This is a genomic window from Dyella sp. EPa41, assembly GCF_016586165.1.
Lineage (GTDB): Bacteria > Pseudomonadota > Gammaproteobacteria > Xanthomonadales > Rhodanobacteraceae > Dyella.
Map to the genome: position 1 here is coordinate 1 of NZ_BCPR01000009.1, position 14,643 is coordinate 14,643.

Here is a 14,643-nt window from a genome sequence, read left to right on the forward strand (position 1 = left end):
GAGAAGGGCACCCCGCGTGGCGCTGTCTGGGCTTCGCCCAGCCAGTCCGTGAGGGGCGGCCGGGCTTTTCGACCGGGCTCCTGCCCGGTCGAAAAGTGCCCGATGTCCTGTCGGGCACCCCTGCGGGGCCTGATCGACCACCCCTCACCGCCACACATGGGAGGGTTGAAGGCTCGTGCCGCTGCGCGGCACATCGCGAGCGACAACCTCTCTCCCTGTAGGAGCGCACCCAGTGCGCGACCGCCTTTCGCGCCGGTCTGCATGTTCGTCGTTTCGGTGCATGAAGATTTCTGATGCGGTCGTTGCCGGGTTTGTGCGATGGGGCTCGCTTGCGACCGAAAGGAGTCCCTGTGGGGCGGCGGGCCTCCGTCCTCCTGCCGGCGACGCGAAGCTAGTCCCCGTGGGAAGGCCGGGTCACTTTTCTTTGCTTGCTCACGCACGCACAGGAGCGTGCGAACGACGAAGCCGGCCCGTACGCGGGGAGACGCCATGGATGGCGCCGCTTTGAAGAGCGAGGAAGGGTGAAGGGCAGGATGCCCGGAGTAAAGAAAAGTGACCAAAAGAAAAGAGCACCCCTCACCGCCACACAGGGGATGGATGAAGGCTCGTGCCACTGCGCGGCACATCGCGTCGAGACGATCATAGGCGCCGTTCGTTCGTTGTGGGAGCGCACCCTGTGCGCGACCGCAGAGCGGAAGGTCACCGTTCGAATCGTTCTTCGCCTGCGGCTGGGGCACCGTCAGGTCGGGTCTTCCTGCAAGGCCCATCGCGCACGGGGTGCGCTCCTAAAGGGGGCGAGGGCGCCTGTGGGATTTGGAGTGCCTGCCCGGTCCGCCGTAAGCTAGCTCGATGACGAGCCTCAATCGCGACAGCTGGCTGGATACGCTCCGCGCCAGCATTCCAGAGATTTCTCCCGCCGATGCGCTGGCGCGGCAGGCGCAGGGTGGCCTGCTGATCGATGTGCGTGAGGACGGCGAGCGCGCCAGCGGCACGCCGGTGGGTGCGGTTGGGTTGTCACGCGGCTTCCTCGAGCTTCGCATCGAGCAGGTCGAAGCCGATCGGCAGCGGCCGATCGTCGTGTTGTGCGGCAGCGGACAGCGTTCGCTGCTTGCCTCCGAGGCGCTGCAGCGCATGGGCTATCGCCAGGTGGCTTCGGTGGCGGGCGGCTTCCAGCGCTGGAAGGCGGAGGGTTTGCCGGTGGCCGCCGGCGCGCTGGATGGCGACGCGGCCGAGCGCTATGCGCGTCAGCTCCAGTTGCCACAGGTCGGTGAGGCGGGGCAGGCGAGGCTTGCGTCGGCGCGTATCGCCTTGTTGGGGGCGGGTGGACTTGGTGCTCCTGCGGCGCTGTACCTGGCGGCGGCGGGCGTGGGCCAGCTTACGTTGATCGATGACGATCGCGTCGAGCGTTCCAACCTCCATCGCCAGGTCATCCACGCTGACGCGCGCGTGGGCATGTACAAGACCGAATCCGCCCGGATCACCCTGGCGGCGCTCAATCCGCGCGTGCAGGTGGAGATCCGCAACGAACGCCTGCAGGCTGACAACGTCGAACGCCTGCTGGCCGGCCATGATCTGGTGATCGATGGTGCGGACAACTTTCCCGCGCGTTACCTGGTGGCCGCGGCGTCCCGGCGGCTGCAGCTGCCGATGATCTATGGCGCGGTCGAGCGCTTTACGGGGCACGTCAGCGTGTTCGACCCACGGCGTACCGATTCGCCGTGCTACCGCTGCCTGTTCCCCGAGCCGCCTTCGGCGGCGGAGGCTCCGAACTGCAGCGAAGCCGGCGTGCTGGGCGTGTTGCCTGGCATCGTGGGCCTGCTGCAGGCGACCGAGGCGTTGAAGCTGATCCTCGGTATCGGTGAGCCGCTGGTAGGCCGCCTGCTCGGATTCGATGCCCTGGCGATGCGTTTCCGTGAAACGCGCTTGCCGCGTGACCCCGGTTGTCCGGGTTGCGGCCCGCATGTTTTGTTCGGCGGTTATCAGGACATCGCCGAACTCTGCGCATCCGCCGGCTGATCGAGGTCGACCGGCAACAGACCGTAGACGGCGGCATCCACGGGCTCGCCACCGACCGTCAGTCGATGGCGGGCGATGCCCTCGAATCGTGCGCCGGTCTTTTCCGCGCACCGTCGACTCGCCAGGTTTCCCATCGCCGCGACGATTTCGATGCGGCAGAGTCCCAGCGTGTCGAAGCCGAACGCCGCCAGGCGTCGCGCCGCCCGTGCTGCCACGCCCCGGCCTTGTGCCTGCGTGCGTACCCAGTAGCCCAGGTTGGCACTGCGGTGCTGGCGGTCGAACCGGTTGAGGCCGACGCCACCCAGCAGCAAGCCGTTGTCGTCGAATACGCCGAAGGCACAAGGCTCGCCGCCTTCCGCGCCTGACCGGCAGCGTTCGATCCAACCGGCCGCATCCTCACGCAGGTAACCCGCATGGCACCACGGAAGCCAGCGCCCGACCGTCGGGATGGACTCGCGGACGGCCTCGTACAACGCCTCGGCATGCGATGGCTGCCACAGGCTAAGCCGCAGGCCGGGGGCCGTCAGTTGCAGGGAGGCGGCCAGCTTGGTCGGGTCGTTCATGCGTTCGGTTTGTACGCGCCGGGGGTAGCCGGGATAATACGTCTCTTTGCAGCCAGGCCCGACCATGACCGCACGCATCCTCGACGGCAAACGCATTGCGCAGGAACTGATGGAGCGGATCGAGCGCCGCGTCGCCGAGCGCAAGGGCAAAGGCTTCGCGGAGCCGGGCCTGGCCGTGGTGCTGGTCGGCGATGACGCCGCGTCGTCGGTCTATGTGCGCAACAAGCGCAAGGCCTGCCACCAGGTCGGATTCCGCTCCTTCGATTTCGACCTGCCGTCGAGCACCACGCAGGAAGAGCTGATCGCGTTGATCGACAAGCTCAACGCCGATCCGAGCGTGCACGGCATCCTGGTGCAGTCGCCGCTGCCCGATCACATCGATGAGGACGCGCTGGTCGATCGCATCGACCCGGGCAAGGACGTGGACGGCTTCCAGGCGGTGAATGTGGGGCGCCTCGCCTTGCGCCGATTCGGCCTGCGTCCCTGCACGCCGCGCGGCGTGATGACCTTGCTCGGGCACACCGATCGTCCGGTGCGTGGGCAGCACGCCGTCGTGGTGGGCGTCTCCAATCATGTCGGTCGCCCGCTCGCGCTGGAATTGCTGATCGCCGGCTGCACCACCACGTGCTGCCACAAGTTCACCCGCGATCTCGAGAGCTTCATCCGCCAGGCCGACATCGTCATCGTCGCCGTGGGCAGGCCGGGCCTGGTCAAGGGCGAGTGGATCAAGCCGGGCGCCGTGGTGATCGACGTCGGCATCAACCGCCTGGAAGATGGCCGCCTGGTGGGCGACGTGGATTTCGCCGCGGCGGCGGAGCGTGCCAGCTGGATTACACCGGTGCCGGGCGGTGTCGGTCCGATGACGGTCGCGACGCTGCTGGAGAACACGCTGGAGGCGGCCGAGGCGCGGGATGTGGAGCGCCGGGGCTGAGTCGACGGCAGGTCCGACTGCCGGTTGTAGGAGCGCACCCTGTGCGCGACCGGGCGGATCGATTGCCTTCAAAGAGGGTGCCTGTGCAGGCCCCGGAAAGCCCGAATTTCCCGCGATGTTGCTGTCGCGCACAGGGTGCGCTCCCGCGAAGGAAGCGCTGGGATAACCCTTTCGTTCATGCGATCAGTAGCGGGCTCTTCGGCTTCCGCGTATAATCTCCTCTTTGCAGCGGGACTTTTCGCATGCGCATCCTCGCCGAGGCTCTCACCTACGACGACGTTTATCTAGTTCCGGCTCATTCGGCCGTCCTTCCGCGTGATGTAGACACTTCCACGCGGCTTACCCGAAACCTGCGCCTGAACATTCCCATCGTGTCCGCCGCCATGGACACGGTGACCGAAGCCCGCCTCGCCATCACCATGGCCCAGCAGGGCGGCATCGGCATCATCCACAAGAACATGACCGCCGAGCAGCAGGCCGCCGAAGTGCGCCTGGTGAAGAAGTTCGAGGCGGGTGTCATCCGCAGCCCGATCACCGTCGGTCCGAACACCTCGATCCGCGAAGTGCTGCAGCTCACCCGCGCCGCCAACATTTCCGGCGTGCCGGTGGTGGAAGGCGAGAAGCTGGTCGGCATCGTCACCAGCCGCGACCTGCGTTTCGAGCGCAAGCACGACGATCCGGTGCGCAACATCATGACGCGCCAGGACAAGCTCGTGACCGTGCGCGAAGGCGCCGACCAGGACGAAGTGCTGCAGCTGCTGCACAAGCACCGCATCGAGAAGGTGCTGGTCGTCAACGACGACTACCAGCTGCGCGGCCTGATCACCGTCAAGGACATCCAGAAGGCCCGCGACAACCCGAACGCCGCCAAGGATCGCCATGAGCGCCTGGTCGTCGGCGCCGCGGTGGGCGTGGGTGGCGATACCGAGCAGCGCGTGGAAGCGCTGGTCGAAGCCGGCGTCGACGTGATCGTGGTGGACACCGCGCATGGTCATTCGCAGGGCGTGATCGAGCGCGCCGGCTGGGTGAAGAAGAACTACCCGCACGTCGAAGTCATCGCGGGCAACATCGTCACCGGCGAAGCGGCGCGCGCGCTGCTGCACGCGGGCGTCGATGCCGTGAAGGTCGGCGTGGGCCCGGGCTCGATCTGCACCACGCGCGTCGTCGCCGGCGTGGGCGTGCCGCAGATCACCGCCATCGACCTGGTCGCCACCGCGCTGAAGGACGAGATCCCGCTGATCGCCGATGGCGGCATCCGCTACTCGGGCGACATCCCCAAGGCGCTGGCCGCCGGTGCGTCCACCGTGATGCTGGGTTCGATGTTTGCCGGCACCGAAGAATCCCCGGGCGAGGTCGAGCTGTTCCAGGGCCGCTCCTACAAGAGCTATCGCGGCATGGGTTCGCTGGGCGCGATGGCGCTGGGCTCCAAGGATCGCTACTTCCAGGACGAGGCCGACGCCGACAAGCTGGTGCCGGAAGGCATCGAGGGTCGCGTGCCGTACCGTGGTCCGCTGCGCAACATCATCCACCAGCTGATCGGCGGCCTGCGCGCTTCGATGGGCTACCTGGGCGCCGCCACCGTCGAGGACGTGCGCCAGAAGGCGCAGTTCGTGAAGGTGACCAGCGCCGGCGTGACCGAAGCGCATCCGCACGACATCCAGATCACGAAGGAAGCGCCGAACTATCGGCTGAATTCCTGAGGCCGGAAGCAAGAATGCTGCGAGCGCTGTCCCACACGTCTCGCAGCATCATGTCCATGTTGGGTCGTCATTTCAGCGAGAAGCTTCAAAACAGCGAAGCTGGTCAAGCTGGAATCCAGCGCCTTCTGCGCTGCGAGAAAAGTCGCTGGATCCCGGCCTTCGCCGGGATGACGGTCATGAATGCATTCGCAGGTCGGGGCGTTACGACGTTCCGACCTTTCTCATTTTCGAACTCTGACATTCGCCGCCATGACCGATATCCATAGCGACAAAATCCTCATACTCGACTTCGGCGCGCAGTACACCCAGCTGATCGCCCGTCGCGTCCGCGAGATCGGCGTGTACTGCGAGATCTGGGCGTGGGACCACGACCCGGCCGAGATCGCCGCGTTCAAGCCCAAGGGCATCATCCTGTCCGGCGGTCCGGAATCGACCACGTTGCCGGGCGCGCCCAAGGCGCCGCAGGAAGTGTTCGACGCGGGCCTGCCGATCCTCGGCATCTGCTACGGCATGCAGACCCTGGCCGCGCAGCTGGGCGGCGCCACCGAGGCCGCCGATGCGCGCGAGTTCGGCCATGCGGAAGTGGACATCGTCGCCAAGAGCCGCCTGTTCGCGGACCTCAGCGACCACGACAGCATGCACCGCCTGGACGTGTGGATGAGCCACGGCGACCACGTCGCCAAGGCGCCGCCGGGCTTCGTCATCACCGGCACCACCGACCGCATCCCGGTTGCGGTGATGGAGAACGAGGACAAGCGCTGGTACGGCGTGCAGTTCCATCCGGAAGTGACCCACACCAAGCAGGGCACCAACCTGCTCAAGCGTTTCGTCACGGACATCTGCGGCTGCCAGACGCTGTGGACCGCCGCGCACATCATCGAAGACCAAATCGCCCGCGTACGCGAGCAGGTGGGCGGCGATCATGTGCTGCTGGGACTCTCCGGTGGCGTGGATTCCTCGGTGGTGGCCGCCCTGTTGCACCGGGCCATCGGCGACCAGCTGACCTGCGTGTTCGTCGATACCGGCCTGCTGCGCTGGCAGGAAGGCGATCAGGTGATGGCCACCATGGCCGAGCACATGGGCGTGAAGGTGATCCGCGTGAACGCCGCCGAGCGCTACTTCAAGGCCCTGGAGGGCGTAGCCGACCCGGAGGCCAAGCGCAAGATCATCGGCCGCCTGTTCGTGGAGATCTTCGATGAGGAATCGGCCAAGGTCACCCAGGCCGGCCACGGCCAGGTGAAGTGGCTGGCGCAAGGCACCATCTACCCCGACGTGATCGAGTCGGCCGGCAGCAAGACCGGCAAGGCGCACGTGATCAAGAGCCACCACAACGTGGGCGGCCTGCCCGAGCACATGAAGCTCAAGCTGGTGGAGCCGCTGCGCGAGCTGTTCAAGGACGAGGTGCGCCGCATCGGCGTGGAACTCGGCCTGCCGCGCGCCATGGTCTACCGCCATCCGTTCCCGGGTCCGGGCCTGGGCGTACGTATCCTGGGCGAGGTGAAGCCGGAATACGCCGAGCTGCTGGCCCGTGCCGACGCCATCTTCATCGAAGAGCTGCGCGCCTGGGACCTGTACGACAAGACCAGCCAGGCGTTCGCCGTCTTCCTGCCGGTGAAGTCGGTGGGCGTGGTGGGTGACGCGCGCGCCTACGAGTGGGTGATCGCGCTGCGGGCGGTCGAGACCATCGACTTCATGACCGCGCATTGGGCGCATTTGCCGTACGACTTCCTTGGCAAGGTTTCAAATAGAATTATCAATGAATTGCGTGGCGTTTCTCGTGTCGTTTATGACATAAGCGGCAAGCCGCCCGCCACCATCGAGTGGGAGTGAGCCTGGCGGACGACAGCTGCCCAGTCAGCATCAAGAACGTGTCGTAATGCATTGAAAAGGAAGGATTCGTGATGCTGCCGCCGGACGCGCCATGCGAGCTGTTGTTCTCCTACGGAACGCTGCAGCTCGAGCGCGTGCAACTCGAGTCCTTCGGCCGATTGCTGGAGGGTGAAGACGACGCCATACCGGGCTACCGCCCGACCCTGGTGGAAATCACCGACCCGGCGGTCCTTCGCCAGAGTGGCGAGCGGTTCCACCCGATCGTCGCCCCCAGTGGCGACCCGGCGGACGAAGTCCCCGGCAAGGTGTTCCGTGTGAGCATCGCCGAGTTGGCCGCGGCTGACCGGTATGAGGTCTCGGACTATCGGCGCGTCGCGGTGCGCCTGAAGTCCGGCAGGGAGGCCTGGGTCTACGTCCAGGCCTGAGCGGCACGCGCTTGCGTCACCACGGCACGGTCTCCCCGAGCCGGTTGAGGTACTGCAGGCCGCTGCAGCCGGTCTGCGAGGTCACCACGTCGACCACCCGCGGAATGCTTTCGCTGATATCCAGCGTCGCGTCCGGGCCACCCATGTCGGTGCGCACCCAGCCGGGTGCGATCAGCAGCAGGGTGCGCGTGGACACCGGCTGGCGGGCCGCGTAGCTGCGCATCAGCGTGTTGAGCGCGGCCTTGCTGGCGCGGTAGCCCTCCCAGCCGCCGTCGGTGTTGTTGCCCACGCTGGCCAGGCCGGAGGACATGGCGGCGATCACGCCGCCAGGGGCCACCAGCGTGTCCAGCGTCTCGATGACGCGCATGGGGCTGAGCGCATTGGTCACCATCATGCGGACGAAAGCGTCGGTGCCCAGTTCGCCGATGGGCTTGTCCGAATCCAGCGCGATGCCGGCATTCACGAACAGCACGTCCAGTGGCACGCCTTGCAGGCGTTCGCGCAACGCGGCGATCTGTTCGGGTACGTCGATGTCCAGCTGCTCGATCAGCAACCGGTCGCCGGCGGATGCCTCCAGATCGTGCAGCGGCGTGCGCGCCTGGCCGCGCACGGTACCGACGACGCGCCATCCGCGCTTGAGGTACTCCTCCACCAGCGCGAGGCCCAGTCCGCGCGAGGCGCCCACGATGAGCGCCGTCTGCTGTTTCTGTTGTTCGTTCGATGTCATGGGTTGCCTCTCGTGGATGCCGCTCGGGCGGATCGTTCGACCAGGCTGCGCAGCACGGTTTCCAGCGTGGTTTCGGCCTTGAGCGAGCCGGCCTGGCCGTGTTCGAAATCGATCCAGCCTTCGTTGAAGCCGTCGAGCATACGCATGCGGGGTTCAGGGTTTTGCATGCCCTGCGTGTGGAACAGGTGTTCCCAGGTCTCGCGGGGCACGGGCTCCGTGCGTACGGGGTGCCCCAACACGGCGGCAAAGCCGTTGGCGATGTCCAGCGCGCTGTAGCGGCGCGGGCCCTCCAGCTCGATCACGCGGTGGCCTTGCCAGTCTTCGGCCAGCGCCGTGGCGACGGCGCGGGCGATGTCGGCGGTGGCGACCATGGGCACCGGGTGGTCCAGCGGCTGCAGGAAGCTGGGAATCAGGCCGGAGCGGGCGGCGGCGACATCCCAGGCGGCGTTTTCCATGAACCAGCCGGCGCGCACGAAGGCGGTGGGCATCGGCAGCTCGCGCAGGGCGGATTCGACCATGCGCGAGTTGTTGAGCAAGGAGAACACGTCCACGTGCGCGCCCACGGTGGACAGGAACACCAGCTTGCGCGGTCGCCCGCCTGCCACGGCATGGCGCACGGCGTCGATGATCTTGCGGATGCTGGGAAAGCCAGGCGCGGGGTCGTAGTCGGGCGGAATCATCAGGAACACGCCGTCGGCGCCCGCGAAGGCGGTGGCCAGCGCGGCCGCGTCGTCGGCGGTCGCCAGCGTCACTTCGCAACCGCGCTCGATCCAGCGGCCGGCCTTGGCCGGATCGCGCAGGATCGCGCGCACGGCGTGGCCCGCTGCCAGCAGTTCATTCGCTACCTGGCCGCCAACCTGGCCGGTGACACCCATCACGGCATACATGTTCGAAATCCTCGTCCAGGCGGCGACGCCGCGTTCGGATGAGGATTCTGGGAGGGCGCCATTCATTTCGCGATAACATCAATGGCAATTCATAAGTGACAAAAGGGCACTTATCCATGGCCTTCGACGAGCGCATGTTGAACGGCATGAGGGTGTTCGCGGCGGTGGTCGACGGCGGCAGTTTCGCGGCGGCCAGCGAAGCACTGGACATGTCGCCGCCTGGCGTCAGCCGCGCCATCGCCCGTCTGGAAGCCCGTCTGGGCATCCGCCTGTTCGACCGCACCACGCGCTCGGTTCGCCTCACCGACGAAGGCCGGCGCTTTCACGCGCAGGTGCTGCCCCTCCTGGCGGGGCTGGAAGAAGCCGCCGCCCACGCGGCGCAGGGCGCCACCAGCGTGCGGGGGCGTTTGCGCGTCCACGTGGATCCGTTGTTCTCGCGGCTGGTGCTGGCGCCGCGCGTCGGCGAATTCATGGCGGCCTACCCGCAACTGGAAGTGGAGCTGGCCACGCGCGATCAGTTGGGCGACATCGTGGCCGATGGCTTCGACCTTGCCGTCCGTTTCGGCGAGCCGCCGGATTCGAGCCTGGTGGCGCGCAAGCTGCTGGACACGCGCATTCTCACCGTGGCCTCGCCGGCGTATCTGCGCGCGCATGGCCGGCCAGAGCGGCCGCAGGATCTGGAGAACGGCACGCACGTGTGCATCGAGTTCCGCGATCCGGCGACGGGCCGCACGTTTTCCTGGGAGTTTCACCGCAAGCGCAGGCGGCTGGCGGTGAAGACTTCCGGGCGGCTGATCGTCAACGATGGCGGCACCATGCACGCGGCGTGCGTGGCGGGCTACGGCATCGCCCAGGTCATGGAGGTGGCCGCCGGGCCGCTGGTGGCCGGCGGCCAGTTGGTCGAGCTGTTCCCCGATTGGCCCGACGAGCGCTTTCCGCTCTACGCCCTGTATCCCTCGCGCCACCATCCGTCGGCCAAGGTGCGCGCCTTCCTCGACTTCGTCATCGGCATCACGGCGCCGCGCTAGCCGTCGCGCGGCGCGTATCGCCAACCCACCAGCAGCCCGATCACGGCAAGCGCCGCGATCAGGCCAGCAAAGGCAACGTGCGCCGCGGGTGCGCCGGTTTTCGCCGCAAGCAGGCCGATGCCGATCACCGGCAGCGAGTTGCCGCAGAACATCATGATCAGATACGTGGCCACGATTTCGCCACGGCGTCCGGCCGGCGCGATCCGGTTGACCACGGCCAGGCTCCCCCGATACCCCAGCGATCCGGCCGCGCCGGCCAGCACCGAGGCGGCCAACAACAGGGACATGCCGTGCAGCCGCTCGGACAACACCAGCAAAGCCGCGCCGGGCGGGAACAGCCCCAGTCCCCAGAGCATCGCCGCGCGACTGGGCACGCGGCACGCCAGCACCACCATCAGTGCGGCCACCATGAAAAGCACGAACACCACCGCCGCCGAGACCAGTGGCCGCGGATCCTTCAATGCCTCGGCCAGCACGCCGGGAATCAGCGCGGCGTAGAAGCCGAACAGCGCAAAGGTGAGGAAGGCCGTCACCGCCGGCGCGACAAAGGCGGCGAGGATATTCTTGGGCACGCCGAAGCGAGGGCGCAGCGACAGCTCGGCAAGGCGCCGCTGCGGATGCGCCACCGTCTCCGGCACGCGCCCAAGCGCGATGCCCATGAGCAACAGCACGACGCCATAGAGCGCAAACGGCAGCCGCAACGGATGCAGCCCGAGTTGTGCGGCCAGCGCACTGAGCCACGGCCCCGCGGCGAGTCCGGCGAAGTTGGCCGTGCTCGCCATCACGGCGCCCGCGTTGCTTTTGCCCTCCGGTTGCAGCTCGGCGATCCAGGCGGCCATGGCGCTGGAAGCCAGTCCCGTGGCGAACCCGCTGAGCGCGCGGCCCACGAACAGCCAGGCGATGCCGGTGGCGAGGCCGAAGGCCGCCGTGCTGGCGATGGCGATGCCTACGGCCGGCCATACGATAAACCTGCGCCCGGCCTGGTCGGACAGTCGGGCGAAAAAGAACAGCGCGCCGAGATTGCCCAGCACGTAGATGGAATACACCAGCGTGAGGGCAATCCCGCCGAAGCCGAAGCTTCGCCGATAGAGCGGGTAGAGCGGCGTAAGAAGCGTGGCGGCGACAAACATCACCGCCAGGCCGGTGGCCACGATCAGCGCCGCATGTTTCCCATGGCCGTCATGCATGCCTTGCGGAACCATGCCGGCATCTTAGGCGGGGCCATGGCACGGGCAGCTCCCGAAAGCGTGGGCAGTTCGTGAGGACGGCCTCGAAAAGCGCGGATCCGCCATACCGGGGGAGCGCGGGGGATAAGCGTTAGAATGACGGTTCGCGTACGCTGCCCTGACTTTCTTGATGACCGACCAGATGCTGCTTTCGGCCCCGGCCTTTTCCGAAGAGGACGAGCGTTACATGCGCCGTGCGCTGCAGCTCGCCGGACATGCGCGCGATGCCGAAAACGAAGTGCCGGTGGGCGCCGTGCTGGTGCAGGAGGGCGAGATCATCGGCCTGGGCTGGAACCGCAACATCACGCTCAATGATCCCAGCGCGCATGCGGAAATCATGGCGTTGCGCGCAGCCGGCGAAAAACTCGCCAATTACCGCATGCCAGGCGCGACGCTGTACGTGACGCTGGAGCCATGCGCCATGTGCGCCATGGCGCTCGTGCATGCACGTATCGGTCGCGTGGTTTACGGCGCCACCGATCCCAAGACCGGTGCCGCAGGCAGCGTGTTCGATACCCTGGTGTCGGATCGCCACAACCATCGCGTCATGGTCGAGGGTGGCCTGCTGGCCGACGAATCGTCGGTGATGTTGCGCGATTTCTTTCGCGCCCGCCGATAGCGCGTCAATTGGCCCGCGCGCGCCAGTAGTGGCGCAAATGCTCCAGCTTGGCCAGCGATTGCATGGCGTCTTTCGATGCTTCGTAGGCCGTGCGCTTGGCCCATCGCCGGAATGGCTTCGGGGCTTTCGCATCGTCGGCGGCCGCGGTGGCGATGAGCTTGCGGCCCATCAGGCGATCATGCGCCAACCCAAGGTGGCTCTGCAGATCGGCAAGTTGCTTGAGCCATGAAGCGCTGGCCTGCTTCGGGAAGACGTGCGCATAAAGCTCGATGCTGTAGCGGAGCTTCTTGGTCGACGTGCGCAGCCGATGCAGGGTTTTCTGTCCGCCGTCGAGCTTGCCGGCGCGCTTGGCCAGCTGCCGGTAGTGCTTCTCGATGGAGGTGGCAGCCAGCTTGCGCGTCATGTTGTCGGTGGGCGGCTCGAGCGTTGCTTCCCAATGGCGCAACGCACGCATCGGCATGGCCAGATCGTGTTGCTTCAACGCGGCTATGGCCAGCGTGTGTGCTTCAGCCTGGCGGGCCTTCAATGCGTTCGCGGCGGCCTCGATGGAGGCCTTGTCCTTGTCGTGCTTGTCCGCGAAATGCGGCAAGGTTTCATCGGCCAGGATATCGAGATCGCGGGTTTCACCGGTTGCCTCTCGGCACTCGCGCAGATAGGCGTGGACGTCGCCGAGATCGTCGTCGGAGAACTGCGCCACGTCTTTCAGCGTGGCGGTGATCCGGCGCAGGTTGACGCGCCATGCGTGAAGCAGCTTCGCGTCGTAGGGGCCGTCGATCAATCGCTTGCGCGCATCCCGCGCCTTGGCGAAATAGCCGTCCAGATTCTTCCGGATGCGTTCGAACGCCGAGGGGGCAGTGGACTTGACCATGGCATGGCCCGATGGGGCGCGTGGTGACGCCGCGCGATGCTGTAGCCTGGCACTCATGGAAAAGCTTCCGACCGGCCGGGATGTCTACTTTGCATCAAATGGTCATGCGGCGCGAGCGGCGCTTGGCCACACCGCTCGCCTCAGGCGATGAAGGCCAGCGCCGCGGCGCAAGGTTGTTCGATCTTGAGGGTGAGCAGCGGGTCGGCACGTGTCCGCCCCAGGTTGACGGCGGCAACCGGCTTGCCTTCGCGGGCTGCCGCGGCCACGAAGCGGTACCCGGAAAACACCATCAACGATGAGCCCACCACCAGCACGCCGTCCGCCTCGTTCAGCGACGTGATGGCGGCGTCAACGCGACCACGCGGCACGCTCTCGCCGAAAAACACGACGTCCGGCTTGAGCACGCCATGGCATTCGGGGCAGGGCGGTATGTCGAAGCTGGAGAAATCCTTCGCGTCCAGGTCGGCGTCGCCGTCGGGGGCGTCGCCCGCGTCCAGCGATGCCCACAGGGGATTGCGCGCAACCAGCAGCTGCTGGAAGGCGTCGCGTGGAAGACGGTATGCGCAGGCCATGCAACGCACTTCATCGAGGCGGCCGTGCAGGTCGATCACGTTGCGATGGCCGGCGGCCTGGTGCAAGCCATCGACATTCTGCGTAAGCAACACATGGGCGTGGCCCCGCTGCTCCAGTCGCGCGAGCGCATGGTGCGTGTCGTTCGGCCGGGCAGCACCGAAGCGGCGCCAGCCCACGAGGCTGCGTGCCCAGTAGCGCTGGCGGGTACGCACGTCACCCATGAAGGCCTGGTAGGTGACGGGTTGCGGCCGCTTCCAGCCCCCGTTCGTATCGCGATAGTCGGGTATGCCCGAATCGGTGCTGCATCCTGCGCCCGTGAGCACGAACAGCTTCGGATGCATCGCGATGAATTCGCGCAGGCGCCGATGGTCGCGCGCGAGAGCGGCATCGATCACCGTGGTGGATTCACGCGGCTGCACGGGCCTGCAACTCCTCGATGGCCGCGGCGATGCCGTGCGGGCCATCGACCTGGGCGACATGCGCCGTATGGTCGACGAAATCGGTGTCGGCTTCATGCGCCCAGGTGACGTGGTAAGGCATGTAAACGCCCCACCCGCCGAGCTGGACCACGGGCGCGATGTCCGAGCGCAGTGAATTGCCGACCATGGCGAAGTGCCGCGGTTCGAGATCGAACTCCGCGAGCACGCGGCGATAGGCGCGCTCGTCCTTTTCGGAAACGATCTCGATGCGATGGAAAAGATCGGCCAGTCCGCTGCTGGCCACTTTCTGCTCCTGGTGGAACAGGTCGCCCTTGGTGACAAGCACCACATGGTGGTGCCTGGCGACGGCTTCGACCGCCGAGCGGATGCCGGGGAGCAGTTCCACCGGATGCGCCAATACTTCCTTGCCGATCGCGATGATGCGATGGAGGTCTGCCGCGCTGATGCGCGATTGGGTGATGTCGATGGCGGCTTCCAGCATCGACAGGGTCATGCCCTTGGCGCCGTAGCCGAACAGGCGGATATTGCGCCGCTCGGTGGCGAGCAGGCGATCGCGAAGCCCGAGATTGGCGAGGTCGACGTAGTTGCCAAGCACTTGTTCGAACGCATCGTGCGCCGACTGGTAGAAGCCCTCGCTGTGCCACAGCGTATCGTCGCCATCGAAACCCACCAGCTTTATCACTGCGTCACCTGCTGCCTGAAGTCGGTACGTCGCGCCGTTGCTGCGGCGCTGCTCCTGGCCATTTTCCCAGAAAAAAAGCCCTTGGCGGCATGATCCGCACACCAACAGTAGTCGCGCGTACGCGCGCG

The 14,643-nt window shown here is 66.6% G+C and carries 14 protein-coding genes; 7 read left to right on the plus strand and 7 right to left on the minus strand.

The genetic code is table 11. The features are described from left to right. The first annotated feature begins 849 nt into the window (after positions 1 to 849). Complete coding sequence (gene moeB, locus JMF82_RS04810) at positions 850 to 2,016, plus strand: molybdopterin-synthase adenylyltransferase MoeB (protein ID WP_201313400.1); 1,167 nt, start codon at positions 850 to 852, stop codon at positions 2,014 to 2,016. On the opposite strand, the gene JMF82_RS04815 is transcribed toward moeB, so the two are convergent. Then, positions 1,980 to 2,579: a GNAT family N-acetyltransferase gene (locus JMF82_RS04815; protein ID WP_201313401.1), complete on the minus strand. Its 600-nt coding sequence runs from the start codon at positions 2,577 to 2,579 to the stop codon at positions 1,980 to 1,982. The genes moeB and JMF82_RS04815 overlap by 37 nt on opposite strands. 64 nt (positions 2,580 to 2,643) lie before the next feature. Here JMF82_RS04815 and folD point away from each other — a divergent pair, with 64 nt between their 5' ends. The 4 genes from folD (at position 2,644) to JMF82_RS04835 (ending at position 7,465) form a co-directional block, all read left to right on the plus strand. Continuing rightward, entirely contained in the window at positions 2,644 to 3,510 is an 867-nt protein-coding gene (folD, locus tag JMF82_RS04820; RefSeq protein WP_201313402.1) for a bifunctional methylenetetrahydrofolate dehydrogenase/methenyltetrahydrofolate cyclohydrolase FolD, read from the plus strand. Positions 3,511 to 3,752: 242 nt separating this feature from the next. Continuing rightward, positions 3,753 to 5,210, plus strand: a complete 1,458-nt coding sequence (guaB, locus tag JMF82_RS04825) for an IMP dehydrogenase (protein ID WP_201313403.1) — start codon at positions 3,753 to 3,755, stop codon at positions 5,208 to 5,210. 249 nt (positions 5,211 to 5,459) lie between these two features. Continuing rightward, positions 5,460 to 7,040 (plus strand): glutamine-hydrolyzing GMP synthase, encoded by a 1,581-nt coding sequence (gene guaA / locus JMF82_RS04830; protein ID WP_201313404.1) that lies wholly within the window; start codon positions 5,460 to 5,462, stop codon positions 7,038 to 7,040. Between the two features lie 71 nt (positions 7,041 to 7,111). Continuing rightward, complete coding sequence (locus tag JMF82_RS04835; RefSeq protein WP_201313464.1) at positions 7,112 to 7,465, plus strand: gamma-glutamylcyclotransferase family protein; 354 nt, start codon at positions 7,112 to 7,114, stop codon at positions 7,463 to 7,465. Between the two features lie 16 nt (positions 7,466 to 7,481). Here JMF82_RS04835 and JMF82_RS04840 read toward each other — a convergent pair whose 3' ends face one another. Both JMF82_RS04840 and JMF82_RS04845 read right to left on the minus strand, forming a co-directional pair. Continuing rightward, positions 7,482 to 8,192 (minus strand): SDR family NAD(P)-dependent oxidoreductase, encoded by a 711-nt coding sequence (locus tag JMF82_RS04840; RefSeq protein WP_201313405.1) that lies wholly within the window; start codon positions 8,190 to 8,192, stop codon positions 7,482 to 7,484. Beyond that, the gene (locus JMF82_RS04845; protein ID WP_201313406.1) at positions 8,189 to 9,079 is read right to left on the minus strand and encodes an NmrA family NAD(P)-binding protein; all 891 of its coding nucleotides are present in this window, start codon (positions 9,077 to 9,079) and stop codon (positions 8,189 to 8,191) included. The genes JMF82_RS04840 and JMF82_RS04845 overlap by 4 nt, the downstream gene beginning before the upstream one ends. A gap of 116 nt (positions 9,080 to 9,195) precedes the next feature. Here JMF82_RS04845 and JMF82_RS04850 point away from each other — a divergent pair, with 116 nt between their 5' ends. After that, positions 9,196 to 10,107, plus strand: coding sequence for a LysR family transcriptional regulator (locus tag JMF82_RS04850; protein ID WP_201313407.1), 912 nt, complete (start codon positions 9,196 to 9,198; stop codon positions 10,105 to 10,107). On the opposite strand, the gene JMF82_RS04855 is transcribed toward JMF82_RS04850, so the two are convergent. Next, complete coding sequence (locus tag JMF82_RS04855) at positions 10,104 to 11,309, minus strand: MFS transporter (protein ID WP_201313408.1); 1,206 nt, start codon at positions 11,307 to 11,309, stop codon at positions 10,104 to 10,106. The two genes, JMF82_RS04850 and JMF82_RS04855, sit on opposite strands and share 4 nt — an antisense overlap. A gap of 154 nt (positions 11,310 to 11,463) precedes the next feature. On the opposite strand from JMF82_RS04855, the gene tadA reads away from it, so the two are divergent. After that, positions 11,464 to 11,952: a tRNA adenosine(34) deaminase TadA gene (tadA, locus tag JMF82_RS04860; protein WP_201313409.1), complete on the plus strand. Its 489-nt coding sequence runs from the start codon at positions 11,464 to 11,466 to the stop codon at positions 11,950 to 11,952. 4 nt (positions 11,953 to 11,956) lie between these two features. Here tadA and JMF82_RS04865 read toward each other — a convergent pair whose 3' ends face one another. The 3 genes from JMF82_RS04865 to JMF82_RS04875 form a co-directional block, all read right to left on the minus strand. Further along, positions 11,957 to 12,877 (minus strand): CHAD domain-containing protein, encoded by a 921-nt coding sequence (locus JMF82_RS04865; protein ID WP_201313410.1) that lies wholly within the window; start codon positions 12,875 to 12,877, stop codon positions 11,957 to 11,959. A gap of 83 nt (positions 12,878 to 12,960) precedes the next feature. Beyond that, a complete protein-coding gene (locus JMF82_RS04870) occupies positions 12,961 to 13,785 on the minus strand; it encodes an NAD-dependent protein deacetylase (protein WP_255559925.1) in 825 nt (274 codons plus the stop codon). Between the two features lie 13 nt (positions 13,786 to 13,798). Further along, positions 13,799 to 14,515, minus strand: a complete 717-nt coding sequence (locus tag JMF82_RS04875; protein ID WP_201313411.1) for an HAD family hydrolase — start codon at positions 14,513 to 14,515, stop codon at positions 13,799 to 13,801. Positions 14,516 to 14,643 lie beyond the last annotated feature (128 nt).

Excerpts from the sequence above, each read along its gene's own strand:
- moeB (WP_201313400.1), top strand. The coding sequence starts at position 850 with ATGACGAGCCTCAATCGCGACAGCTGGCTGGATACGCTCCGCGCCAGC.
- JMF82_RS04815 (WP_201313401.1), bottom strand. The coding sequence starts at position 2,579 with ATGAACGACCCGACCAAGCTGGCCGCCTCCCTGCAACTGACGGCCCCC.
- folD (WP_201313402.1), top strand. The coding sequence starts at position 2,644 with ATGACCGCACGCATCCTCGACGGCAAACGCATTGCGCAGGAACTGATG.
- guaB (WP_201313403.1), top strand. The coding sequence starts at position 3,753 with ATGCGCATCCTCGCCGAGGCTCTCACCTACGACGACGTTTATCTAGTT.
- guaA (WP_201313404.1), top strand. The coding sequence starts at position 5,460 with ATGACCGATATCCATAGCGACAAAATCCTCATACTCGACTTCGGCGCG.
- JMF82_RS04835 (WP_201313464.1), top strand. The coding sequence starts at position 7,112 with ATGCTGCCGCCGGACGCGCCATGCGAGCTGTTGTTCTCCTACGGAACG.
- JMF82_RS04840 (WP_201313405.1), bottom strand. The coding sequence starts at position 8,192 with ATGACATCGAACGAACAACAGAAACAGCAGACGGCGCTCATCGTGGGC.
- JMF82_RS04845 (WP_201313406.1), bottom strand. The coding sequence starts at position 9,079 with ATGTATGCCGTGATGGGTGTCACCGGCCAGGTTGGCGGCCAGGTAGCG.
- JMF82_RS04850 (WP_201313407.1), top strand. The coding sequence starts at position 9,196 with ATGGCCTTCGACGAGCGCATGTTGAACGGCATGAGGGTGTTCGCGGCG.
- JMF82_RS04855 (WP_201313408.1), bottom strand. The coding sequence starts at position 11,309 with ATGGTTCCGCAAGGCATGCATGACGGCCATGGGAAACATGCGGCGCTG.
- tadA (WP_201313409.1), top strand. The coding sequence starts at position 11,464 with ATGACCGACCAGATGCTGCTTTCGGCCCCGGCCTTTTCCGAAGAGGAC.
- JMF82_RS04865 (WP_201313410.1), bottom strand. The coding sequence starts at position 12,877 with ATGAGTGCCAGGCTACAGCATCGCGCGGCGTCACCACGCGCCCCATCG.